The sequence below is a fragment of the Micromonospora sp. H33 genome (genome assembly GCF_052068455.1).
Taxonomy (GTDB): domain Bacteria; phylum Actinomycetota; class Actinomycetes; order Mycobacteriales; family Micromonosporaceae; genus Micromonospora.
Genome location: NZ_JBQHDE010000015.1, coordinates 129,038 through 150,639, shown reverse-complemented (window position 1 = coordinate 150,639; position 21,602 = coordinate 129,038). Strand labels below are relative to the sequence as shown.

The window sequence follows — 21,602 nt, the reverse complement described above, 5'->3', positions numbered from 1 at the left end:
GACCGCGCCGACATCTACGAACGTCCGCAGCATCCGTACACGCGGGCGCTGCTGTCGGCGATTCCGGACGTGACCCGCCTCGGCCCGGCCGGACGGATCCGGCTCACCGGGGACGTCCCGACGCCGCTGGATCCGCCGTCGGGCTGCCGCTTCCGTAGCCGCTGCTGGAAAGCCCGGGACCTGTGCGCCACCGACGAACCGCCGCTGGTGTCCCGCGACGGCGGCCGGCAGGCCACCGCCTGCCACTTCCCCGAAACCGGACCCCTCGTCGCCGGAGGTGGGCAGCAACCAGCCGTCGAGGAGGTGTCGCGATGAGCCTGTCCCCGGTGGAGGGCGTGGCGCTGGCCGAGATCGAGTCCGGCGGCGGGGACGCCGGTACGCCCCGGGAGAAGCGGTTCGTCGGCCGGTCACCCGGGCAGCTCGCCTGGCTGCGCCTGCGCCGTGACCGTACGGCGGTGGTCAGCGGCGCGCTGCTGGTCCTGTTCGTGCTGGTGGCGCTCGCCGCGCCGCTGATCGAGGCGCTGTACGGGATCGGACCCCGCGACCAGTTCCAGAACAAGCTCGACGGCTTCGGCATGCCCCTCGGCTACGTCGGCGGCGTGTCCGGCGACCACTTCTTCGGCCTGGAGCCCGGCCTCGGCCGGGACATCTTCATCCGGCTGGTGCACGGGCTGCGGACCTCGCTGTTCATCGCCTTCGCGGCGGCGGTGATCACCACGGTGATCGGCATCGTGCTCGGGGCGCTCGCCGGCTACCTGGGCGGCTGGCTGGACGCGGTGGTCAACTGGATCACCGACCTCACCCTCGCCATGCCGTTCCTCATCATCGCGCTGGCGCTGACCCCCACGCTCACCCTGCGCTTCTACGGCGAGCGGGACGCCGTCCCGCCGGCCTTCGGGGTCGGGGTGCTGATCGCGGTGTTCGCGATCTTCGGCTGGACGAGCACGGCAAGGCTGGTCCGGGGCCAGGTGATCGCGCTGCGGGAGCGGGAGTTCGTCGAGGCGGCGCGGGCCAGCGGGGCCGGGCTCGGGCACATGCTGTTCCGGCAGCTGCTGCCGAACATCTGGGCGCCGATCCTGGTGGCCTTCTCGCTCGCGGTACCGCAGTTCATCACCAGCGAGGCCGCTCTGTCGTTCATCGGTGTCGGCCTCACCGAGGAGACGCCGAGCTTCGGCCGGATGATCTACCAGAGCCTGGACTACCTCCAGACCGACCCGGCGTTCGTCTTCTTCCCCGGCATCACGATCTTCGCGCTCGTGTTCGCGTTCAACCTCTTCGGCGACGCGCTGCGCGACGCGCTCGACCCGAAGTCGTCCCGGTAGGTGCTGACATGGCGCGCTTCCTGATCAAGCGGATCCTCTCCGCCGTACTCACGCTCTTCGCGGTGAGCGTGTTGACGTTCCTCATGTTCTTCGCGCTGCCGCGCGACCCGGTCAGCGGCATGTGCCCGAAGAACTGCAACCCCGAGCGGCTGGAGCGGGTCCGCCAGGAACTCGGCCTCCGCGACCCGCTGCTCACCCAGTACGTGGGCTACATGAAGGGCATCTTCACCGGCCGGGACCTGGGCAGCGCGCAGGGCGGCCGGTGCGACGCGCCCTGCCTCGGCTGGTCGTACGTCAACAACGAGGCGGTGCTGGACACCATCACCCGCGTGCTGCCGGTGACGCTCAGCATCGTCATCCCGGCCGCGATCCTCTGGCTGCTGCTGGGCGTCGGGCTGGGCATGGTGTCCGCGCTGCGCCGGGGTACCTGGCTGGACCGCGCGGCGATCGGCTTCTCGCTGACCGGCGCCTCGCTCCAGCTCTACTTCGTCGGCGCGGTCCTGCTGCTGGTCTTCGTCTACAACCTGCGGCTGCTGCCGGTGCCGACCTACACGTCGATCCTCGAGAATCCGCTGAAGTGGGCCAGCGGCCTGGTGCTCGCCTGGCTCGCGCTGGCCTTCCTCTTCTCCGCGATCTACGCCCGGCTGTCGCGGGCGCAGATGCTGGAGACGCTCTCGGAGGACTTCGTCCGTACCGCGCGGGCGAAGGGCCTGGCCAAACCGACCGTGTACGGCCGGCACGCGCTCCGCGCGGCGATCACGCCGGTGGTCACCATCGCGGGCCTCGACGTCGGCGCCGCCCTGGGCGGCACGGTCATCACCGAGACCACGTTCGGCCTCCAGGGGCTGGGGCGTACCGCGGTGGAGGCGGTCCGGGCCGGTGACCTACCCACCATCATGGCGACCGTCCTGATCGCGGCGGTCTTCGTGGTGGTCGCGAACGTCCTGGTGGACCTCCTGTACGCGGCCATCGACCCCCGCGTCCGGCTCGGCTGATCCACCCGCTCACGAGGCGGGTGGTCGCCGGCCGGACGGCGGTGAAATTTATCGACAACTGTTACACAACTTGTAGTTTTTCTTCTTTACGATCCTCGGGACGCCGGTGGTCCACCGGCGCGACCGGGGTGGAGGAGGTAGGAATGCGACCACGCGTGGCGGCCGCCGCAGGCGGCGCGATCGCACTGGTGGTGACCCTGGGTGCCTGCTCGGAGAACACGGGCGAGGGCACCGCGGTGGACACCAACCGGCAGCAGACCGGGGTCATCGCGACCGACCCGAAGGACTCGAAGGGCCCGGCGGCGGAGGTTCCCGGCGCGCAGAAGGGCGGGACCTTCACCATCATCCGGGAGACGCCGATCTCCCACCTGGACCCGCAGCGGACGTACTCGTTCGCCGGCCTGATGACGTCCCCGCTCTTCGCCCGCTACCTGACCACCTGGAAGGACGACGGCAAGGGCGGCCTGGTCCTCGTCGGCGACCTGGCCGAGACGCCGGGCACCAACGTCAACAACGACTGCAAGGTCTGGGAATTCAAGATCAAGGACGGGGTCAAGTTCGAGGACGGCCGCCCGATCACCAGCAAGGAGATCGCGTACGGCATCGCCCGCTCCTTCGACCCGGACCTGACCGGCGGCCCGACCTACATCCAGGAGTGGCTGGCCGACACCCCGCAGTACGACACCAAGTGGAACTTCAAGCAGAACAAGGGCGCGCTGCCCCCGGGCCTGACCACGCCGGATGACAAGACGCTGCGCTTCGAGTTCGCCAAGCCGCGCTGCGACCTCCCGTTCGCGGTCTCGCTGCCGACCACCGCGCCGCTGCCGACCGACAAGGACACCGGCGTCAACCTGGACAACCAGCCGTTCTCGTCCGGGCCGTACAAGATCACGAAGTACACGGCCGGCACCGAGATCGTGCTGGAGCGCAACGAGCACTGGGACGCGAACACCGACCCGGTGCGGCACCAGTACCCGGACAAGTTCGTGTGGACGTTCGGCCCGACCGCCGACGCCGCCAACAACCGGGTGATCGCCGACAACGGCGCCGACCAGAGCGCGCTCGCCTGGAACTTCGTCCCGGCCTCGCTGGTCGCCAAGGTCGCCAACGACCAGGCGCTCAAGTCCCGCAGCATCCTGTCGCCGACGCCGAGCGCCAACCAACTGGTCATCAACAACCAGCGGGTGAAGGACCTGAAGGTCCGGCAGGCGCTGAACTACGCCATCGACCGGGAGGGCCTGGTCAAGGCACTGGGCGGGCAGACCGTCGCCTCCCCGATGACCACGCTCATGCCGCCGTCCACGATCGGCTACAAGGCGTTCGACGCGTACCCGGCCGGCGCCACCGGCAACGTCGAGAAGGCCAAGGAGCTGCTCGGCGGCCAGACCCCCGAGCTGGTCCTCGGCGTCGCCGACAACACCACCGAACAGCAGATCGCTGCCCAGCTCAAGGGCAACCTGGAGCGGGCCGGCTTCAAGATCACCGTCCGGAACATCCCGGACGACGCGAAGCTCGACGAGATCAAGAAGAAGGACAACCCCTGGGACCTGTACATCGGTAACTGGGCGGCCGACTGGCCGAGCGGCGCCTCGATCCTGCCGGTGCTCTACGACGGCCGCACCATCAAGGCCGAGGGCAACAGCAACCAGTCGTACTTCAACGACCCGGCGATCAACGCTGAGATGGACCGCATCCTGGCCCTGCCGCCGGGCGAGCAGGGTCCCGAGTGGGGCAAGCTCGACGAGCGGATCATGAAGGAGCACGCCCCGGTCGTGCCGCTCTTCGTCGACGTGGCGTACGTCGTGCACGGCTCGAAGGCCGGCGGGGTCTTCATCTCCAGCGTCTTCGGGTACCCGTCCTTCGTGAACGCGCACGTGAAGCCGTAACCCCGCACGTGAAGCCGTAACCCCCGCACCGCGGAAAGCGGGCCCCCGGTCGACAACGTCGTCGGCCGGGGGCCTTCCGCGTGTTAACAGGGGGCCCTTCCTCTACCGGAGGCGTTAATAAGGGGCCCTTCCTTACGCCAGGTGGGTGCGGAGGAAGTCGAGCTCCAGGCGGAGCAGGCGTTCGGCGGTGCCGCCGGCGGCCATGTGCGTGGCACCGGTCAGCGGGAGCACCGAGTGCGGCCGCCCGGTGGCCAGCAGCGCCGCCGACAGCCGCAGGGTGTGCGCGGCCACCACGTTGTCGTCGGCCAGCCCGTGCACCAGCAGCAGCGGGCGGGCCTGGTCGGGGCCGGTGACCGGTTCGGCGGCCAGCTCCACCAGCGAGTGGTGGGCGTACACGTCCATCCCGTCCTCCGGCAGGCCCAGGTAACGCTCGGTGTACGCCGTGTCGTACAGGGTCCAGTCGGTCACCGGCGCGCCGACGATCCCGCACCGGAACAGCTCCGGGTGGCGCAGTACGGCCAGCCCCGCCAGCCAACCCCCGAACGACCAGCCCCGGACCGCCACCCGGCCCAGGTCCAGGTCCGGGTGCTTGTCGGCGAGCGCGGTGAGCGCCTCCACCTGGTCGGTGAGGACCACGTCCGCCACCCGCCGGTGGATCGCCTTCTCGAACGACGGCGCGACGCCCGGCGTACCCCGGTTGTCGACCACCACCACCGCGAAGCCGGCGTCGGCCCACCACTGCCGCTCCAGCCACGCCGACCGGGCGGCGAGCACCTCCTGGTGGCCCGGACCGCCGTACACGTCGAGCAGCACCGGCAGCCGACGCCCGGTGACGTGGTTGTCCGGGTAGAGCACCGCCGCCGGCAGCCGGCGGTCGGTCACCCGCTCCAGCAGAGGCAGCGGGGCGTACGGCGGGGTCGCGGCGAGCGACCGCAGCTCGGCCACCTCCCGGTCGCCCTGCCACACCGTCCAGCGCAGGCCGGCGTGGTCCAGCGAGGCGCTGCCGACCACCAGGACGTCACCCCCGACGGCCGCCACGTGCCAGCCCGAGTCGGTGGTGATCCGGCGGGCGTCGACGCCACCCCCGATGGTCGTGCGCACCCGGAACAGGTGCTGCTCGCTGGGCTCGCCCTCGCTCGCCTCCACGACCAGGTCGGCCGGCCCGGTGCCCGAGACGGCCGGCAGCCGGCCCACCACCCGGCGGACGTACAGCGACGGCGGGGTCAGCAGCGTGCCGTCGGCGAAGAGGCAGCGGGCGTCGTACCCGTCGTGGGCCAGCTCCCCGCCCACCAGCACGCGGCCGTCGGGCAGGTGGGCGGGCGTGCCCGGGACCGGGTCGACCCAGCGCGGGTCGGCCAGCTCGGCGTGCACCTGCGTCTCCCCGGTGCGCGGGTCCACCGCCAGCACCAGACCGTGCTGCTGGGACCGGCGCAGCACGGTGATCAGCGGACCGCCGTCGGCCCAGTGCACCGTCGTCAGGTACGGGTACGTCTCCCGGTCCCAGTGCACGTCGACCCAGCCGCCGTCGAGGTCGAGCAGGTGGAGGCTCACCTCCGCGTTCGGCCCGCCGGCCCGGGGGTACGCCACGCTCGTCGGCGCGCTCGCCGGCTCGGCCGGGTCGTGCAGGTGCCAGCGCTCCAGCCGCGACTCGTCGACCCGCGCGGCGAGCACCGACCGCCCGTCCGGGGCCCACCAGTAGCCCCGGAACCGGTCGAACTCCTCCGCCGCGACGTGCTCGGGCAGGCCCCAGGTCACCCCGGAGTCCTCGCCGGCCAGCATGGTGTCGGTGCCGTCGTGTTCGACCACCCGCAGCTCGCCGCGCCGTACGCCGTCGGACTCGTCGGTCACGTACGCCAGCCGCTGCCCGGTCGGGTCGGGCCGTGGGTCGAGCACCGGGCCGGCGGTGGCGACCTCGACCACGTCGCCGTGCACCAGGTCGGCCCGGAACAGCCGGCCGCCGAGCGCGAAGACCGCCACCCGGCCGGCCGAGTCCAGGGCGTACGACCCGATGCCGGAGACGCTCAGCCGCAGGCGTTCCCGCAGCGCGCGCTCGCCCGGGCTGAGCGTGTCGGCGTCGCCGCCGAGCAGGGCCGCCGGGTCGGCGACCAGCCGCTCCTCCCCGCTGGCGAGGTCGAGGAGCCAGAGCGCGTCGGCCGGGTCCTCCGGGCCGGCCGAGCGGAGGAAGACCACCCGGGAGCCGTCGTCGGCCACGGAGACGGCGCGCGGTGCCCCGTGGCGGAACCGACGGGTACGCGCGGCCAGCGCCGGAAAGTCCACACGTCGGATCGTAGGACGGTGCCGGAGGTGATGTGGCCGACCTGCGTGGACGCGTCCGGGCCGGCACCGGACAACCGCCAGTTAGAGTGACGGACGTGACGACGCTGCCCGATCGCCGGCTTCTGCTGGTCCACGCGCACCCCGATGACGAAGCCATCGGCACCGGATCGACGATGGCGCACTACGCCGCCACCGGTGCCCACGTCACGCTGGTGACCTGCACCCTCGGGGAGGAGGGTGAGATCCACGTGCCGGAGCTGGCGCAGCTCGCCGCCGCCGAGGCCGACCAGCTCGGTGGCTACCGGATCGGGGAGCTGGCCGCGGCCTGCCGCGCGCTCGGGGTCACCGACCACCGGTTCCTCGGCGGCGCGGGCCGCTACCGGGACTCCGGCATGATGGGCCTCGCCACCAACGAGCACCCCCGCGCCTTCTGGCAGGCCGACCTCGACGAGGCCGCCGGGCACCTGGTCGAGATCATGCGCGAGATCCGGCCCCAGGTCATGATCACGTACGACGGGAACGGCTTCTACGGCCACCCGGACCACATCCAGGCACACCGGGTGGCGATGCGCGCCGCCGAACTGGCCGGCGCCGAGGGCTTCGGCCCGACCAAGATCTACTGGACGGCGATGCCGCAGAGCGTGCTGGAGGCCGGGATGGCCCACTTCGCCGGCTCGTCGGACAACCCCTTCGTGGGCATCGAGGAGGCCACCGAGATGCCCTTCTGCACCCCCGACCCGCAGATCGCCGCCCGGATCGACGCCACCGACCAGCACGCCGCCAAGGAGGCGGCGATGCGCGCGCACGCCACCCAGATCCCGGACAACTCCTGGCTGTACTCGATCGCCGGCAACTTCGGCAGCGAGTTCATGGGGGTGGAGTACTACACCCTCGCGGTCGGTGAGAAGGGCCCCGGCTCCGGCCCGTACGGCTGGGAGGACGACCTGTTCGCCGGGCTCGCGGTCGCCGACGGCCCGGACCGGTCCCCGGTCGGCGCGGCCGGTTCCCGGTGACCCTCCCCGCCGCGCCGATGTCGGTCCTGCCCGACGAGGACGTCCCGCCGCTGCCCGACCGGTCCGGCCGGGCGGTCGACCTCGTCCTGCGCGTCGCCGGCGGCCTGCTCTCCGTCGTCGGCGGAGTGGCGACCGCGGCGCTGGAGCTGCTGCTCGCCCCGGTCCGGGCCGGCGGGTACCTGATCGGCGTGGCGGCGCTGGTGGCGGTCGGCGCGAACGTGGCGCTGAGCTGGTTCGCCCACGCCACGGTCGAGCGCCGCTGGGCGGTGGCGCTGCCGGCGGTGCCGTGGTTCGCCATCGTCGCGGTCGCCGGCATCCGCACCGCCGAGGGCGACGTGCTGCTGACCGGGACATGGGTGGACCTGCTCCTCGTCGTGGCCGGCGCGATGACGTTCGCCGTGATGGGCTTCCGGCAGGTGCTCGCCGCCCCTCCCACCCGGCCCAGGGCCTGACGACGCACAGCTTCCGGTGGTAGATATTCCTGCCAGGAAGGCCCGCCGGAGGGCGGCGGGCGGTACGGCGGGAGGCGTGCGATGAAGGAGCGGTGGCGCGCGGTCGGAGCGCTCGCGGGTGTGCTGTTCGCGGTCAACCTGGTCGCCCGGCTGATCATCCGGTTCGGCTTCGACGCGGACGACACCGCGGCCGCCGACCGGGTGACGCTCGGGATGTTCGTGGTGATCGCGCTGACCCTGGCGGTGGTCGCCTTCGTCTGGGGTCGGCGCCGGCCGGCCGCTGAGTGGGGCACGGACGTGGCCGCCGCGATCGGTGTCGCGCTGGCGCTCACCCTGTTCGTCGGGCCGTTGCTGGTCGGAAAGAACCCGTTCGGCGATGGCGCCGGCACCTTCTTCGCGCAGATCTGGCTCTACCTGGCCGCCACCGGCATCGGCGTGCTCCTGGGCTACCTGCTGGCCGTCGCGCTCGGCCTCGACCACCGGTCGCAGAAGCTCAAGCGGTACGCCGAGATGAAGGCCGCCAAGCCCCGCAAGCCGGTCCGCCGCTGACCGTCGCTTGATCGACTCGGGATGCGGCGTCTCGCGGTGTCCGCCGCGTGGACACCCCGGGATGCCGCATCCCCGTCAGCGCGGCGCGACCCGGGTCAGGTAGGTGTGGTGGGTGGTGAAGCCCAACGCGCGGTAGAGGGCGACCGCCGCCGTGTTGCGCTGCTCGACCTGGAGGAAGGCGTCGGTGGCGCCGGCCGCCGCGCCCCAGCCCGCCAGGGCGTGGATCACGCGCCGGGCCAGCCCCTGCCGGCGGGCCTGCGGCAGCACCTCGATCAGGCTCAGGCCGAGCCAGCGTCCGCCCGCGGTGACGGTGCCCCGGCCGACGGCGACCAGCGTGTCGCCGGCGTACACCTCGGCGAAACGGACCTGGGCCACGGCGGTGAGCACGTGGCGGGCGGCGTCCGGCAGGCCGCCCTTACGGCCGGCGGCGATCGCCAGCCAGTCGGCCGACGGCGCGGTGGCCAGCCCGACGTCGAGGGCGGGCCGGTCCGCCCGCGACGCCGGCGCGGCGGCGGTGAGCGTCGACAGCGGGACGGTCTGCACGAGGACGGCCGGGCTGCTGGTCCAGCCGCGCGCGTCGAGTTCGGCCCCGACCGGCGCGGCCAGCGGCAGCGGGGTGTTGACGCGGGCCGGCTGGCCGAGGTCGGCGTACCAGCGTTCCACCGCGTCGAGCGCGGCGGGCAGGGGCCGGTCCGGGTCGCCGACCGGCAGCGCCGAGTTGGCCCGCCCGGTCCAGCCGTCGGCGCTGCGCAGCAGCCAGTCGCCCAGGCGGGCGCGGGTCGGTGCCGGCCACGCCTCGTCGGCGGCGATCTCCAGCGCGGCCACCGCGGCGGCCGTGGGCCGGCGGGCCGGCGGGACCCGCTTCGCCCGGTGCACCTCGGCCACCGGGACCTCGATCCGGCCCTGCGCGGTGGCGAGAGTGAGATGGGTCTCGCTCAGCTCGACCAGTTCGCCGAGGGCGTCGGAGAAGAGGGGCCGGCCTTCGCGAATCCCCACAATGCGGCGGACCACGATGCGGTGTCCCACGTCCTGCTGTCGGAGCACGATCGACCTCCTCCCCGCCGAGATACTAGGCTCTTACCGTCGCGGGTGATCGCGGCGCGTCTTGCGGAGGAGAAGACCGGTGACCTACATCATCGCCGAGCCGTGCGTGGATGTGCTCGACAAGGCATGCATCGAGGAGTGCCCGGTCGACTGCATTTACGAGGGCAACCGGATGCTCTACATCCACCCCGACGAGTGCGTCGACTGTGGTGCCTGTGAGCCCGTGTGCCCGGTCGAGGCGATCTTCTACGAGGACGACGTTCCCGAGCAGTGGAAGGACTACACCGCGGCCAACTACGAGTTCTTCGAGGACCTGGGCTCGCCCGGTGGCGCCTCGAAGATCGGCAAGGTGGAGAAGGACGCGACCTTCGTCGCCGCCCAGCCGCCGCGCGGAGAGGGCCACTGAACCGGTCCGCGCCGGTCTCGGCTCGGCTGCCCGAGTTCACCTGGGACGCTCTGGACGCCGCGGCCACGCTGGCCGCGGCGCACCCGGAGGGCCTGATCAACCTCTCCATGGGCACGCCGGTCGACCCGGTGCCCCCGGTGATCCGGCAGGCGCTGGCCGACGCGTCGGACGCGCCCGGCTACCCGCTGACCGCCGGCACGCCGGCGCTGCGTGACGCGATCACCGCCTGGGTCGCGGTCGCGTGCGGGGCCGGGGTGAACGGGCTCGGCGTCCTGCCGACGGTCGGCTCGAAGGAACTGGTCGCCTGGCTGCCGACGCTGCTCGGGATCGGGCCGGACGACGTGGTCGTGGTGCCGTCGATCGCGTACCCGACGTACGAGGACGGCGCCCGGCTGGCCGGGGCCACCGTCGTGCGCGCCGACTCGCTGACCGCGGTCGGCCCGACGCCCCGCGTACGCCTGGTCTGGGTGAACTCGCCCGGCAACCCGACCGGGCGCGTGCTGCCCGCGGCCCACCTGCGCAAGGTGGTCGACTGGGCCCGGGAGCGCGGTGCGGTCGTCGCCAGCGACGAGTGCTACCTGCCGCTCGGCTGGGACGCCGAGCCGGTCTCGGTGCTGTCGCCGGAGGTCTGCGGCGGCTCGTACGAGGGCGTGCTCGCGGTGCACTCGCTCTCGAAGCGGTCCAACCTCGCCGGTTACCGCGCGGGCTTCGTGGCCGGCGACCCGGCGCTCGTCGCCGAGCTGCTGAAGGTCCGCAAGCACGCCGGCATGATCGTGCCCGCACCGGTGCAGGCCGCCATGGTGGCCGCCCTAGGCGACGAGTGGCACGCCGACGAGCAGCGCGAACGCTACCGGGCCCGGCGCGCGGCGCTGCACGCCGCGTTCACCGGCGCCGGGTTCACCGTCGAGCACTCGGAGGCCGGCCTCTACCTGTGGCTGACCCGCGACGAGGACTGCTGGGCGACCGTCGACTGGCTGGCCCGGCGCGGCATCCTGGTCGCGGCCGGTGTCTTCTACGGGCCGGCCGGCGCCCGGCACGTCCGCGTGGCGCTGACCGAGTCCGACGAGCACGTCGCGGCGGTCGCCGGCCGGCTGGCCGCCTGAGTCGCGATGACGGGCGACGGGATCGCCGGTCCGGGCCGTCCGGAGTCCCGGGCCGATCGGGGGTACGCGGGCGTCCGCGCCGCCGTCGTCGGCACCGGCCTGATCGGCGGGTCCGTCCTGCTGCGGCTGCGCGACGCCGGGCTGGACGTCACCGGGTGGGACCCGGATCCGGCCACCCGGGAGCACGCGCGCGGGCAGGGCGTGACGGTTCCGGAGACCGTCGAGGAGGCGGTCGCCGGGCGGGACGTCGTGTTCCTGTGCGGGCCGCTGCCCACCCTGCCGGCCACCCTGCCGCTGGTGGCGGGGGCGAGCCCGCCCGGCTGCGTCCTCACCGACGTGGGCAGCACCAAGGCCGAGGTGGCCGCGGCGGCCGCCCGGCACGGTCTGCTCGACCGGTTCGTGCCCGGGCACCCGATGGCCGGCGCCGAGTCGGCCGGGCTCACCGCCGCCGCGCCGACGCTGCTCGACGGCGCCGCCTGGGTGCTCTGCCCGGCGCCAGGGCCGGCGACCGGGCCGTTCCGCTGGCTCACCGGGCTGCTGCTGGAGGTGTTCCGCGCCCGGGTGGTGCCGATGGCCGCCGACGCGCACGACACCGCCGCCGCCCTCGCCTCGCACGTCCCGCACCTGCTCGCCGGCGCGCTGGCCGGGGCGGTCCGCCGGGCGGCGCTGCGGGACGCGGTCCTCGCGCTGGCCGCGGGCAGCTTCCGCGACGGCACCCGGGTGGCCGGCACACCGGCCGCGCGGACCGCCAACATGCTGCTCGGCAACAGCGAGCGGGTGCTGCGCGAGCTGGCCGGGGTGACCGCGTACCTCGACGAGCTGACCGACGCGCTGCGCTCCGGCGACGCCGAGCGGCTCACCGCGCTGCACGCCGAGGCGGGCACCGCGCGCGAGCTGCTGTCCGGTCGCGCGTACGCCACCCGGGTCCGTGACTTCCCGGCCGGCGGCGACCACACCGAGGAGGTCGCCTGGCTGCGGGAGCTGGGCGCCGCCGGCGGCCACCTGGGCGGCTGCCACGTCCGGGCCGGCCGGGTCGCCTACACCGCGCACGTCCCGGACCCGTCCGGGCCGCACCGCCGGGGTCTCGACTGATCACCGCCCCGGTGCCAACCTCGATAGGGTGAAAGCATGGCGGACGGACCGGTGGTGGCGGTGCGGGGCGAGGCGCACCGGGAGGTCGCGCCGGAGCTGGCCGGCTTCACGGTGACCGCGATGGCCCGGGACCGGGACCGGGAGACCACGCTGAGCCGGCTGGCCGAACGGGCCGCCGCCGTCCGGGTGCTCCTCGACGGGTACGGCCCGGCGGTCGAGCGGCGGGAGACCGGTGAGCTGCGCGTACGGCCGGAGACCCGGCGGTCCGGGGAGCGGGTCGTCGCGTACCACGGCAGCGTGAGCACCACCGTCACCGTGCGGGACTTCACCGCACTGGGCGAGCTGATGCTGCGCTTGGCCGACCAGGACCAGGTCGAGGTGGCCGGGCCGTGGTGGTCGCTGCGCCCGGACAGCCCGGTCCACCGCGAGGCCCGGCACGCCGCCATCGCCGACGCGCTGCTGCGGGCCCGGGAGTACGCCGAGGCGCTCGGCGCCCGCGTGGTGGCGCTCGTCGAACTGGCCGACGCCGACACCGACCGGCCGATGCTGGCCCGGATGGCGTACGCGGGCGAGGCCGGCGGCGCGCCCGAGCTGGAGCTGGACCCCCGGCCGCAGGCTGTGCAGGCGGCGGTGCACGCGCGGTTCACGATCAGCGAGCCGGTCCTCGACTGATGGCACCGGCGCGGGTCGTCTCCCTCGACGAGCTGGTGGCGCGCGCCCGCGCGCTGGCCGACGCCGGCCCGCGCCAGCTGCTCGGCATCGCCGGCGCCCCCGGTGCCGGCAAGTCCACCCTGGCCGAGCAGGTCGTCGCCGCGGTGGGCCCGGCCGCCCGGCTGGTCCCGATGGACGGGTTCCACCTGGCGCAGGCCGAGCTGGTCCGGCTCGGCCGGGCCGGACGCAAGGGCGCGTTGGACACGTTCGACGCCAACGGATACGTCTCGCTGCTGCGCCGCCTGCGCCGGCTCGAGCCCACCTCGGTGTACGCGCCGGTCTTCCGGCGGGAGCTGGAGGAGGCGGTGGCGGGGGCGATCGAGGTGCCGCCGGAGGTCCGGCTGGTGGTCACCGAGGGCAACTACCTGCTGCTGCCGGAGTACCCGTGGGAGGAGATCCGGCCGCTGCTGCACGAGGCGTGGTTCCTGGACCTCGACGCGGAGCTGCGGCTGCGCCGGCTCACCGCCCGGCACGAGGCGTACGGGCGGTCGCCGGAGGAGGCCCGGGCCTGGGCGTGCGGCAGCGACGAGGCCAACGCCGCGCTGGTGGCGGCCACGGCGGACCGGGCCGACCTGGTGGTACGCCTCACCGAGCCGCCGCCCGCCTGACGCCGGCCCGGTGGGGGGCCCCGAGCTGGGTCACGCCGGTCCGGTCGGTGGCCGAGCTGCCGCGGGGCGCCTCAGGCGAGCTCGCGGACCACCCGGGCGGGGTTGCCGACCGCGATGACGTTCGGCGGCAGGTCCTTCGTGACCACGGCGCCGGCACCCACCACCGTGTTCTCCCCGACGGTGACCCCGGCGAGGACGATCGCCCCGCCGCCGAGCCACACGTTGTCGCCGATCGTGATCGGCTTCGCCGCCTCCCACTTGGCGCGCCGCGGCTCCGGCTCGACGGGGTGGGTCGGGGTGAGCAGCTGGACGTTCGGCCCGATCTGGACGTCGGCGCCGATGGTGATCGCTGCGACGTCGAGGAGGACCGCGTTGACGTTGACGAAGCTGCGCGGGCCGATGGTGATACGCGTCCCGTAGTCGACGTAGAGGGGCGGCCGGATCCAGGTGTCCTCGCCGAGCCCGCCGAGCAGGTCCCGCAGGGCGGCGAGCCGCCCCTCCGGGTCGCTCGCCGAGCTGCTGTTGAACCGTTCCATCAACCGGGCGGCCCGGTCGAGGTCGGCGAGGATCTCCGGCTCGTCGGCGATGTACGGCTCACCGGCGAGCATGCGTTCCTTCATCGACGGCATCCGGACCGCCTCAGTCGTTGGCGTGCAGGGCGGCGTTCAGCTCGATGCCCTTGCCGGTGCGGGGCTTCGCCTCCAGGCCGCCGGTCACCGAGTTGCGCCAGAAGAGCAGCCCGTCCACGCCGGACAGCTCGCGGGCCTTGACCACCCGGCCGTCCGGCAGGGTGATCTTGGAGGCGGCGGTGACGTAGCAGCCGGCCTCCACCACGCAGTCGTCGCCGAGCGTGATGCCGACGCCCGCGTTGGCGCCGACCAGGCTCCGCTCGCCGATGCGGATCTTCTCGGTGCCGCCGCCGGACAGGGTGCCCATGATCGAGGCGCCGCCGCCGATGTCGGAGCCGTCGCCGACCACCACGCCCTGCACGATCCGGCCCTCGACCATCGACGTGCCGAGCGTGCCGGCGTTGAAGTTCACGAAGCCCTCGTGCATGACGGTCGTGCCGGCGGCGAGGTGGGCGCCCAACCGGACCCGGTCGGCGTCCGCGATCCGGACGCCGGAGGGGACGACGTAGTCGGTCATCCGGGGGAACTTGTCCACCCCGTACACCGCCAGGTGGCGGCCGGCGGCCCGCTCGACCACCCGCAGCTCGTCGACCCGCTCCGGCGGGCAGGGCCCGGCCGAGGTCCAGGCGACGTTGGCGAGCTTGCCGAAGATGCCGTCGAGGTTGAGCTCGTTGGGCCGGACCAGGCGGTGGGAGAGCAGGTGCAGCCGCAGGTACGCGTCCGCGGCGTCCTTGATCGGGTCCTCCAGCGAGCCGATCACCGTGACCACCTGGACGGTACGCAGGCCCGGCAGCGCCCGGTCGCCGATCGCGCCCGGAGGAAGGTCGAGGACGTCCGCCTCGTCCTCGCCGGGGACCAGCGGCAGCTCGCCGAGGCCCAGCTTGCCGGTCGGGTACCAGGTGTCGAGCACCTGATCGTCAGCGGTCACGGTGGCCAGGCCGATGCCCCAGGCAGACTCTGCGTTGCTCACGACCTTGAAGGTACCGTGCGAAACATGGAGAACCCGCTGACCCCCGAGGTCCTGGCTGATCCGGTGGCGTTGACCCGCGCACTGGTCGACATAGAGTCCGTCTCCCTCAACGAGAAGGCGATCGCCGACTGCGTCGAGGAGGTGCTGCGCCGCGTGCCGCACCTGACGACGTACCGGCACGGCAACACGGTCATGGCCCGTACCGACCTGGGTCGCGCCCAGCGGGTGGTGCTCGCCGGGCACCTCGACACGGTTCCGCTGAACAACAACTTCCCGTCCACGATCCGTGGCGACCTCATGTACGGGTGCGGCACCTCGGACATGAAGTCCGGCCTGGCGTACGCCCTGCACCTGGCCGTGACGCTGCTCGAGCCGCGGTACGACGTGACGTACTTCTTCTACGAGGCGGAGGAGATCGAGTCGAAGTACAACGGTCTCTTCCTCGTCTCCGAGGCGCACCCGGAGTGGCTCCAGGCCGACTTCGCGGTGCTGCTGGAGCCGACGTACGGGATCGTCGAGGCCGGCTGCCAGGGCACCATGCGAGCGATCGTCACCACGCACGGCGAGCGGGCCCACGCCGCCCGGTCCTGGCACGGGGTGAACGCCATCCACGGCGCGGGCGAGGTGCTGCGCCGGCTGACGACGTACGAGGCGCGGCGGGTGACCCTGGACGGCTGCGACTACCGGGAGGGGCTGAACGCGGTCCGGATCGTCGGTGGCGTGGCCGGCAACGTCATCCCGGACCGCTGCGAGATCGAGATCAACTACCGGTACGCACCGGACCGTGACCCGGCGGCGGCCGAGGCGCACCTGCGCGAGGTCTTCGACGGCTTCGACCTCGAGGTGACGGACGCGGCGGCGGGCGCGCTCCCGGGCCTGGACGCGCCGCCGGCGCAGGAGTTCCTGGCGGCGGTGGGCGCCGCGCCGGTCGGCAAGCTGGGCTGGACGGACGTGGCCCGGTTCGCGGAGATGGGCATCCCGGCGCTCAACTTCGGCCCCGGCGACCCCAACCTCGCCCACCACCGGGACGAGCACGTCGAGATCGGCAAGATCCGCGACGGCGCCGCCACCCTGCACCGCTGGCTCGCTCCCGCCTGATCCCACCTCGCCCCGCCGGCCGGGAGGTCACCCCCCGGGATCTTCCCGGCCGTGGCAGGGCGTGGGACTCAGGCCGTCCGGGTCAGGGCGGACTCGCCGGCGGTGGGCTCCGCCGGATCGCCGGCCAGGTCCGTGCTGGACGGTTCCATCAGGCGGGCGCGGCGGCGCTCGGCCACCACGTCCCGGATCCGCCGCTGCATCTGACGGCGGATCCGGATCCTCTCGTTGTTGGTGATCACGCTGGTTCCTCCCCCGAAGGCGCGCGCCGGGGCATACCCGGTATGTGAATAGTAAGACGTACGGGCGACCGAAATAGTTGCCCGCGATCACGACGAATTTCCGGCCTGCCCGCCCTGCCCGCCCGGTGGGTGCGACTCCACTACGGTTGCTCCCATGAGCGAGAGCAACGGGCGGGCGCCGGAGGGCGAGCCGCAGCGCGAGCGGCACCGGGGGCCCGTCACGCTGCGCCGCACGGCCATGACCGACAGCACCGCCGATCAGCGGCTGCTCGACTCGCGGCAGCGCGACGACTGGAAGACCCGGGACGCGTGGCGGGCGCTGCGGATCCTCTCCGAGTTCGTCGAGGGGTTCGACACCCTCTCCGACCTGCCGCCGGCGGTCAGCGTCTTCGGCTCCGCCCGCAGCCGACCGGACAGCCCGGAGTGCCGGCTGGCCGAGGCGCTGGGCGGTGAGCTGGCCCGTGCCGGGTACGCGGTCATCACCGGCGGCGGCCCGGGCGTGATGGAGGCGGCCAACCGGGGCGCCAGCGAGGCCGGCGGGCTCTCCGTCGGGCTCGGCATCGAGCTCCCCTTCGAGCAGGGCATCAACGAGTGGGTCGACCTGGCCATCGACTTCCGCTACTTCTTCGCCCGCAAGACGATGTTCGTCAAGTACGCCCAGGCGTTCGTGGTCCTCCCCGGCGGCTTCGGCACCATGGACGAGCTGTTCGAGGCGCTCACCCTGGTGCAGACCGGCAAGGTCACCCGCTTCCCGGTGGTGCTGATGGGCACCCGCTACTGGGGCGGGCTGATCGACTGGTTGCGCGACACCATGTCCGCCGAGGGGAAGATCGGCCCGGTGGACCTGGATCTGATCTGCCTCACCGACGATGTGAACGAGGCGGTCCGCCACATCGTGGAGGCGGAGGCGGTGCTCTCCGCCGAGCAGGAGGCGGTCCGCGAGGAGGCGGTCGCACGCACCGCGGCGGACCAACGGGTCGCCGCCGACGAGGGCGGCAGGGACTGACCGGCGTGGCGGCCATCTGCGTGTTCTGCGCGTCCTCCCGGACGCTCGACCAGCGCTGGCTGGATCTCGCGGCCGAGACCGGCGCGGAGATCGCCCGGCGCGGCCACACTCTGGTCAGCGGCGGCGGCTGCGTCGGGATGATGGGCGCGCTGGCGGACGGGGCGCGGGCCGCGGGCGGGCGGACCCTGGGGGTGATCCCGCAGGCCCTGGTCGACCTGGAGGTCGCCGACCTGGCCTCCGACGAGCTGCTGGTCACCGAGTCGATGGCCGACCGCAAGACACTCATGATCGACAAGTCGGACGCGTTCCTCACCCTTCCGGGCGGCCTCGGCACGCTGGACGAGCTGTTCGAGGTCTGGACCACGGCCACGCTGGCCCTGCACGCCAAGCCGATGGTCCTCGTCGACACCGACGGCTTCTACCGCCCGCTGCTCGACTGGCTGGGCGGTCTCACCGGGCAGACGTTCCTGAAGCCGGCGGGCCTGGCCCTGCTCACCGTGGTCGATTCCGTCCCCGCCGCTCTCGACACCCTGGAGTCCCACCTGGCCTGACCGGCCCGCCCACCCAACCGGTTCCGGTTGATCATGAAGTTATCGCCGTCCATATCGGCGTGTCGCCTCCATAACTTCATGATCAACGGATCTGGGTCGGCGTGGGGTGGTGCGAGTGTGTCGGTGGGGTCTGGTGGGATGGGGGGATGCAGGCGTACCGGCTGGTGCGCCGGCCTGCCGACGCGGCCCGGGGGGATCGCCGCTCCGGCGCGCCGGCGGGAGTGGGCACGCGGGTCGAGGACCCGCGGCAGGCGGAGGTGGTCGGGCACACCGACGGGCCGATGCTCGTGCTCGGCGGCCCGGGCACCGGCAAGACCGCCACCCTCGTCGAGGCGGTCGCCGCGCGGGTGGCCGACGGGGTCGATCCGGAGCGCGTCCTCGTGCTCACGTTCGGCCGCCGGCAGGCCACCGGCCTGCGTCAACGGATCGAGGCACGGATCGCCGGTGACGGCCACCGCGTGCTGCGGGAGCCGCTGGTGCGCACCTTCCCGGCGTACGCCTTCGGACTGCTGCGGCGCGCCGCCGCCGAGCGCGGCGAGCCGTCGCCCCGCCTGCTCACCGGTCCCGAGCAGGATCTCATCATCCGCGAGCTGCTCGACCTGGTCGGCGAGGAGCCGGGCGACGACCCGGTGGGCTGGCCGGAGGATCTGCGGCCGGCGCTGCGCACCCGGGCGTTCGCGGCACAGCTGCGCGACCTGCTGATGCGCGCCGCCGAGCGCGGCGTCGGCCCGGTCGAGCTGGCCCGGCTGGGCGAGAAGCTCGGCCGCGCCGACTGGCCGGCCGCCGCGCGCTTCCTCCGGGAGTACGTGGCGGTGCTCGCGCTGCGCGACGTGAGCAACCGCGGCTCGATCGCGTACGACCCGGCGGAGCTGGTCCGGGCCGCCACCGGGATGCTGCTCGACGACCCGGAGCTGCTGGAGGCCGAGCGGCGCCGGCTGGCGTACGTCTACGTCGACGAGTACGCCGACACCGACCCGGCTCAGCAGGACCTGCTGGCGACCGTGGCCGGCGGCGGGAAGAGCGTGGTCGCCTTCGCCGACCCCGACTCGTCCACGTACGCCTTCCGGGGCGCCGACCCGACCGGCGTGGTGACCTTCCCGCACCGGTTCCGCACCGCCTCCGGGGCGCCCGCCGCCCAGGTGGTGCTGACCACGTCGTACCGGGCCGGTCCCCGGCTGCTGGCGGCGAGCGCCCGGCTGGCCCGCCGGCTGCGTGGCCCGGCGGCGCACCGGCGGCTGCGTCCGCTGCCCGACGCCGCCCCCGGCACGATGGACGTCCGCACCTTCCGCTCGGCCACCAGCGAGGCGGCCTGGCTGGCGCACGCGCTGCGTGAGGCGCACCTGCTCGGCGGGGTGCCGTGGTCGGAGATGGCGGTGCTGGTGCGGTCCACCGCCCGGCAGCTGCCCTCGCTGCGCCGCGCCCTGCACGCCGCCGGGGTGCCGACCGTGGTCCACGGCGAGGACCTGCCGCTGCACCTGCAACCCGCGGTGGCCCCGCTGCTGCTCCTGCTGCGCTGCGCGCTGGAGCCGGAGCGGCTCGACGAGGAGGCGGCCGTCGCCCTGCTGCACTCGCCGCTGGGCGGGGCCGACCCGCTCGCCGAACGGCGCCTGCGGCAGGGGCTGCGGGTCATGGCGCTGGCGGCGGGTGACCGCCGCCCGTCCGGCGAGCTGATCGTCGAGGCGCTGCGCGATCCGGCCGAGCTGGCCGGGATCGACCGCCGGTGGGCGGAGCCGGCGCAGACCGTGGCCGGCCTGCTCGCGGTCGCCCGGGAGACGGCCGCCCGGCCGGGCGCCACCGCCGAGGACGTGCTCTGGGCGGTCTGGCGGGCCAGCGGGCTCGCCGAGCTGTGGTCGGCGGCGCTGGCCCGGACGCCGGCGACGGCGGGGGAGGGGGACGTCGCCCGCCGCCGCCGGGCCGAGGCGGCCGACCGGGACCTGGACGCGGTGATGGTGCTCTTCGACGCCGCCGCCCGCTTCACCGACCGGCTGCCCGGCGCGCGGACCGAGGTCTTCCTCGACCACGTGCTGGGGCAGGACCTGCCGGCGGACACGCTCGCCCCGACCGCCGACCGGGGTGACGCGGTCCGGCTGCTCACCGCGCACGCTGCCAAGGGTCTCGAGTGGGACCTGGTCGCCGTCGCCGGCGTGCAGGAGGGCGTCTGGCCCGACCTGCGGCTGCGGGGCAGCCTGCTCGGCTCCGAGCGCCTCGTCGACCTGCTCGCCGGTCGCTCGGCCGGCGACGGGCGGCTCGCCACGGTGATCGGCCAGACCTCGGCACTGCTGGACGAGGAGCGGCGCCTGTTCCACGTCGCGGTGACGCGGGCACGGCGCCGGCTGCTGGTCAGCGCGGTCGCCTCCGCCGCCGTGGGCGGGGACGACCACGAGGAACAGCCCAGCCGCTTCCTCTACGAGCTCGGCCCCACCGACCCGCCCACGGACGGCGGTGGCGACCCGTCCGGTGGGCCATCGCCGTCCGACCCCGAGCCGGATGGGGATGCGGCGGTGCCGGCCGGGGACGGCGACGCGGAACCCGACCGGGTGACGACGCTGCCGGTGAGCCGGCCGCCCCGGGCGCTGACCCTGGCGTCGTTGGTGGCCGAACTGCGTACCGCGGTGACGGACCCGGACGCGCCGGCCACCCGGCGGCACGCGGCGGCGGCCGAGTTGGCCCGCCTGGCCGCCGCCGGCGTCTCCGGCGCGCACCCCGACGACTGGTGGGGGCTGCGGCCCCTCTCGGACGACCGGCCGCTGATCGACGAGGGCGAGCCGGTCCGGGTCACCCCGTCCGCAATGGAGAGCGCGCTGCGGTGCAGCCTGCGCTGGCTGCTGGAACGGCACGGCGGAAGCGCGCCGGCCGGCACCGCCCAGGGCGTCGGCAACCTGGTCCACGCCGCCGCGATGCTCGCCGAGGACGCCAGCGCGGACCGGGGCGCCCTGCTCGACTACGTCGCCGCCCGGTTCGACGCGATCGAGCTGGCCGCCCGCTGGATGGCCGGGCCGGAGCGGGTCCGCGCCGAGGCGATGGTCGACAAGCTGCTCCGCTGGCTGGCCGCCAACCCGCGCCGGCTGCTCGCCATCGAGCACGAGTTCGCCGTCCGGCTCGACGACCCGCACCGGCCGGTCGAGCTGGCCGGCCGGGTGGACCGGCTGGAGGTCGACGCGGACGGCCGGCTCGTCGTGGTCGACCTGAAGACCGGCAAGTCCACCGCGGTCACCGCGGCGGACCTCGCGGAGCACCCGCAGCTCGGCGCCTACCAGGCGGCCGTCGAGGCGGGGGCGTTCGGCGAGTACGGGGACGAGTCCGGCGGCGCCGCCCTGGTGCAGCTCGGCACCGGCGCGAAGGACGCGAAGGAGCAGAGCCAGCCACCGGCCGGTGAGGGGCCGGAGGCCGGCTGGGCGACCGCCCTGGTAAGACGCACCGCCGATACGATGGCCGCCGCCACCTTCGCCGCGGTCGCCAACTCGAAGTGCCGGGTCTGCCCGGTACGCACGAGCTGTCCGGTGTCCGGGCAGGGGCGGCAGGTCGTCGAACCGCCGAGCGTCATCCCCCGGCCGGAGACCCGTGAGCGCGAGGAGTGAGCTTGCGAGCCCCGCGAACGAAGACAAGCTGAGTGAGGGCGAGGAGTGAACGTGCCAGCCCCGCAGCCGCGGA

Annotated in this window: 21 protein-coding genes; 16 read left to right on the top strand and 5 right to left on the bottom strand. The window is 74.0% G+C overall.

Annotated features, from left to right (window positions below; all coding sequences use genetic code 11):
- The 4 genes from ACTMS0_RS25695 to ACTMS0_RS25680 form a co-directional block, all read left to right on the top strand.
- Positions 1 to 315 (top strand): oligopeptide/dipeptide ABC transporter ATP-binding protein (locus ACTMS0_RS25695; protein WP_441157818.1); only part of this gene is annotated, 315 nt, incomplete at its 5' end.
- Complete coding sequence (locus tag ACTMS0_RS25690; RefSeq protein ID WP_441157817.1) at positions 312 to 1,322, top strand: ABC transporter permease; 1,011 nt, start codon at positions 312 to 314, stop codon at positions 1,320 to 1,322. The genes ACTMS0_RS25695 and ACTMS0_RS25690, both read left to right, overlap by 4 nt.
- Positions 1,323 to 1,330: 8 nt before the next feature.
- Positions 1,331 to 2,317, top strand: a complete 987-nt coding sequence (locus ACTMS0_RS25685; protein ID WP_441157816.1) for an ABC transporter permease — start codon at positions 1,331 to 1,333, stop codon at positions 2,315 to 2,317.
- A gap of 143 nt (positions 2,318 to 2,460) precedes the next feature.
- On the top strand, positions 2,461 to 4,203 hold the full coding sequence (locus ACTMS0_RS25680) for an ABC transporter substrate-binding protein (RefSeq protein WP_441157815.1): 1,743 nt from the start codon (positions 2,461 to 2,463) through the stop codon (positions 4,201 to 4,203).
- 132 nt (positions 4,204 to 4,335) lie between these two features.
- Here ACTMS0_RS25680 and ACTMS0_RS25675 read toward each other — a convergent pair whose 3' ends face one another.
- Positions 4,336 to 6,480 (bottom strand): prolyl oligopeptidase family serine peptidase, encoded by a 2,145-nt coding sequence (locus ACTMS0_RS25675; protein ID WP_441157814.1) that lies wholly within the window; start codon positions 6,478 to 6,480, stop codon positions 4,336 to 4,338.
- Between the two features lie 86 nt (positions 6,481 to 6,566).
- Here ACTMS0_RS25675 and mshB point away from each other — a divergent pair, with 86 nt between their 5' ends.
- The 3 genes from mshB to ACTMS0_RS25660 all read left to right on the top strand — a co-directional run bounded on the left by mshB (position 6,567) and on the right by ACTMS0_RS25660 (position 8,494).
- Positions 6,567 to 7,493: an N-acetyl-1-D-myo-inositol-2-amino-2-deoxy-alpha-D-glucopyranoside deacetylase gene (mshB, locus tag ACTMS0_RS25670; RefSeq protein WP_441157813.1), complete on the top strand. Its 927-nt coding sequence runs from the start codon at positions 6,567 to 6,569 to the stop codon at positions 7,491 to 7,493.
- A 17-nt stretch (positions 7,494 to 7,510) separates the two neighbouring features.
- Positions 7,511 to 7,945, top strand: coding sequence for a hypothetical protein (locus ACTMS0_RS25665; protein WP_441157830.1), 435 nt, complete (start codon positions 7,511 to 7,513; stop codon positions 7,943 to 7,945).
- A gap of 81 nt (positions 7,946 to 8,026) precedes the next feature.
- Complete coding sequence (locus tag ACTMS0_RS25660; protein ID WP_441157812.1) at positions 8,027 to 8,494, top strand: hypothetical protein; 468 nt, start codon at positions 8,027 to 8,029, stop codon at positions 8,492 to 8,494.
- Positions 8,495 to 8,569: 75 nt separating this feature from the next.
- On the opposite strand, the gene ACTMS0_RS25655 is transcribed toward ACTMS0_RS25660, so the two are convergent.
- Positions 8,570 to 9,538, bottom strand: a complete 969-nt coding sequence (locus tag ACTMS0_RS25655; protein WP_441157811.1) for a GNAT family N-acetyltransferase — start codon at positions 9,536 to 9,538, stop codon at positions 8,570 to 8,572.
- A gap of 79 nt (positions 9,539 to 9,617) precedes the next feature.
- On the opposite strand from ACTMS0_RS25655, the gene fdxA reads away from it, so the two are divergent.
- The 5 genes from fdxA to ACTMS0_RS25630 are packed head-to-tail and all read left to right on the top strand — an operon-like array spanning position 9,618 to position 13,458.
- Positions 9,618 to 9,944 carry a ferredoxin gene (gene fdxA / locus ACTMS0_RS25650; RefSeq protein WP_088992046.1) on the top strand — a complete coding sequence of 109 codons (327 nt, stop codon included), beginning with the start codon at positions 9,618 to 9,620 and terminating at the stop codon, positions 9,942 to 9,944.
- Entirely contained in the window at positions 9,941 to 11,047 is a 1,107-nt protein-coding gene (gene dapC, locus ACTMS0_RS25645; RefSeq protein ID WP_441157829.1) for a succinyldiaminopimelate transaminase, read from the top strand. The genes fdxA and dapC overlap by 4 nt, the downstream gene beginning before the upstream one ends.
- Before the next feature lie 6 nt (positions 11,048 to 11,053).
- Positions 11,054 to 12,139, top strand: a complete 1,086-nt coding sequence (locus ACTMS0_RS25640; RefSeq protein WP_441157810.1) for a prephenate dehydrogenase — start codon at positions 11,054 to 11,056, stop codon at positions 12,137 to 12,139.
- 36 nt (positions 12,140 to 12,175) lie between these two features.
- The gene (locus tag ACTMS0_RS25635; RefSeq protein WP_441157809.1) at positions 12,176 to 12,811 is read left to right on the top strand and encodes an SIMPL domain-containing protein; all 636 of its coding nucleotides are present in this window, start codon (positions 12,176 to 12,178) and stop codon (positions 12,809 to 12,811) included.
- Positions 12,811 to 13,458, top strand: a complete 648-nt coding sequence (locus ACTMS0_RS25630; protein WP_441157808.1) for a nucleoside/nucleotide kinase family protein — start codon at positions 12,811 to 12,813, stop codon at positions 13,456 to 13,458. Before ACTMS0_RS25635 ends, ACTMS0_RS25630 begins: the two co-directional genes overlap by 1 nt.
- Before the next feature lie 71 nt (positions 13,459 to 13,529).
- Here the strand turns inward: ACTMS0_RS25630 and ACTMS0_RS25625 are convergent, their stop codons facing one another.
- Together ACTMS0_RS25625 and dapD are read right to left on the bottom strand one after the other, a co-directional pair.
- On the bottom strand, positions 13,530 to 14,087 hold the full coding sequence (locus ACTMS0_RS25625) for a sugar O-acetyltransferase (RefSeq protein ID WP_441157807.1): 558 nt from the start codon (positions 14,085 to 14,087) through the stop codon (positions 13,530 to 13,532).
- A 10-nt stretch (positions 14,088 to 14,097) separates the two neighbouring features.
- Positions 14,098 to 15,057, bottom strand: a complete 960-nt coding sequence (dapD, locus tag ACTMS0_RS25620) for a 2,3,4,5-tetrahydropyridine-2,6-dicarboxylate N-succinyltransferase (RefSeq protein WP_441157806.1) — start codon at positions 15,055 to 15,057, stop codon at positions 14,098 to 14,100.
- Positions 15,058 to 15,081: 24 nt separating this feature from the next.
- On the opposite strand from dapD, the gene dapE reads away from it, so the two are divergent.
- Entirely contained in the window at positions 15,082 to 16,155 is a 1,074-nt protein-coding gene (dapE, locus tag ACTMS0_RS25615) for a succinyl-diaminopimelate desuccinylase (protein WP_441157805.1), read from the top strand.
- Between the two features lie 68 nt (positions 16,156 to 16,223).
- Here the strand turns inward: dapE and ACTMS0_RS25610 are convergent, their stop codons facing one another.
- Entirely contained in the window at positions 16,224 to 16,394 is a 171-nt protein-coding gene (locus tag ACTMS0_RS25610; protein WP_441157804.1) for a hypothetical protein, read from the bottom strand.
- Between the two features lie 154 nt (positions 16,395 to 16,548).
- Here ACTMS0_RS25610 and ACTMS0_RS25605 point away from each other — a divergent pair, with 154 nt between their 5' ends.
- The 3 genes from ACTMS0_RS25605 to ACTMS0_RS25595 all read left to right on the top strand — a co-directional run bounded on the left by ACTMS0_RS25605 (position 16,549) and on the right by ACTMS0_RS25595 (position 21,529).
- Positions 16,549 to 17,400: a TIGR00730 family Rossman fold protein gene (locus tag ACTMS0_RS25605; protein WP_441157803.1), complete on the top strand. Its 852-nt coding sequence runs from the start codon at positions 16,549 to 16,551 to the stop codon at positions 17,398 to 17,400.
- Positions 17,401 to 17,405: 5 nt separating this feature from the next.
- Positions 17,406 to 17,951, top strand: a complete 546-nt coding sequence (locus ACTMS0_RS25600) for a TIGR00730 family Rossman fold protein (protein ID WP_441157802.1) — start codon at positions 17,406 to 17,408, stop codon at positions 17,949 to 17,951.
- Positions 17,952 to 18,097: 146 nt separating this feature from the next.
- A complete protein-coding gene (locus ACTMS0_RS25595) occupies positions 18,098 to 21,529 on the top strand; it encodes an ATP-dependent helicase (protein WP_441157801.1) in 3,432 nt (1,143 codons plus the stop codon).
- Positions 21,530 to 21,602 lie beyond the last annotated feature (73 nt).

Bases quoted from the DNA above. Each gene is read 5' to 3' on its own strand.
- ACTMS0_RS25605 (WP_441157803.1), top strand. From the start codon at position 16,549: ATGAGCGAGAGCAACGGGCGGGCGCCGGAGGGCGAGCCGCAGCGCGAG.
- ACTMS0_RS25640 (WP_441157810.1), top strand. From the start codon at position 11,054: ATGACGGGCGACGGGATCGCCGGTCCGGGCCGTCCGGAGTCCCGGGCC.
- dapE (WP_441157805.1), top strand. From the start codon at position 15,082: ATGGAGAACCCGCTGACCCCCGAGGTCCTGGCTGATCCGGTGGCGTTG.
- ACTMS0_RS25635 (WP_441157809.1), top strand. From the start codon at position 12,176: ATGGCGGACGGACCGGTGGTGGCGGTGCGGGGCGAGGCGCACCGGGAG.
- ACTMS0_RS25595 (WP_441157801.1), top strand. From the start codon at position 18,098: ATGCAGGCGTACCGGCTGGTGCGCCGGCCTGCCGACGCGGCCCGGGGG.
- ACTMS0_RS25690 (WP_441157817.1), top strand. From the start codon at position 312: ATGAGCCTGTCCCCGGTGGAGGGCGTGGCGCTGGCCGAGATCGAGTCC.
- ACTMS0_RS25685 (WP_441157816.1), top strand. From the start codon at position 1,331: ATGGCGCGCTTCCTGATCAAGCGGATCCTCTCCGCCGTACTCACGCTC.
- ACTMS0_RS25625 (WP_441157807.1), bottom strand. From the start codon at position 14,087: ATGCCGTCGATGAAGGAACGCATGCTCGCCGGTGAGCCGTACATCGCC.
- ACTMS0_RS25665 (WP_441157830.1), top strand. From the start codon at position 7,511: ATGTCGGTCCTGCCCGACGAGGACGTCCCGCCGCTGCCCGACCGGTCC.
- ACTMS0_RS25680 (WP_441157815.1), top strand. From the start codon at position 2,461: ATGCGACCACGCGTGGCGGCCGCCGCAGGCGGCGCGATCGCACTGGTG.
- ACTMS0_RS25630 (WP_441157808.1), top strand. From the start codon at position 12,811: ATGGCACCGGCGCGGGTCGTCTCCCTCGACGAGCTGGTGGCGCGCGCC.
- ACTMS0_RS25660 (WP_441157812.1), top strand. From the start codon at position 8,027: ATGAAGGAGCGGTGGCGCGCGGTCGGAGCGCTCGCGGGTGTGCTGTTC.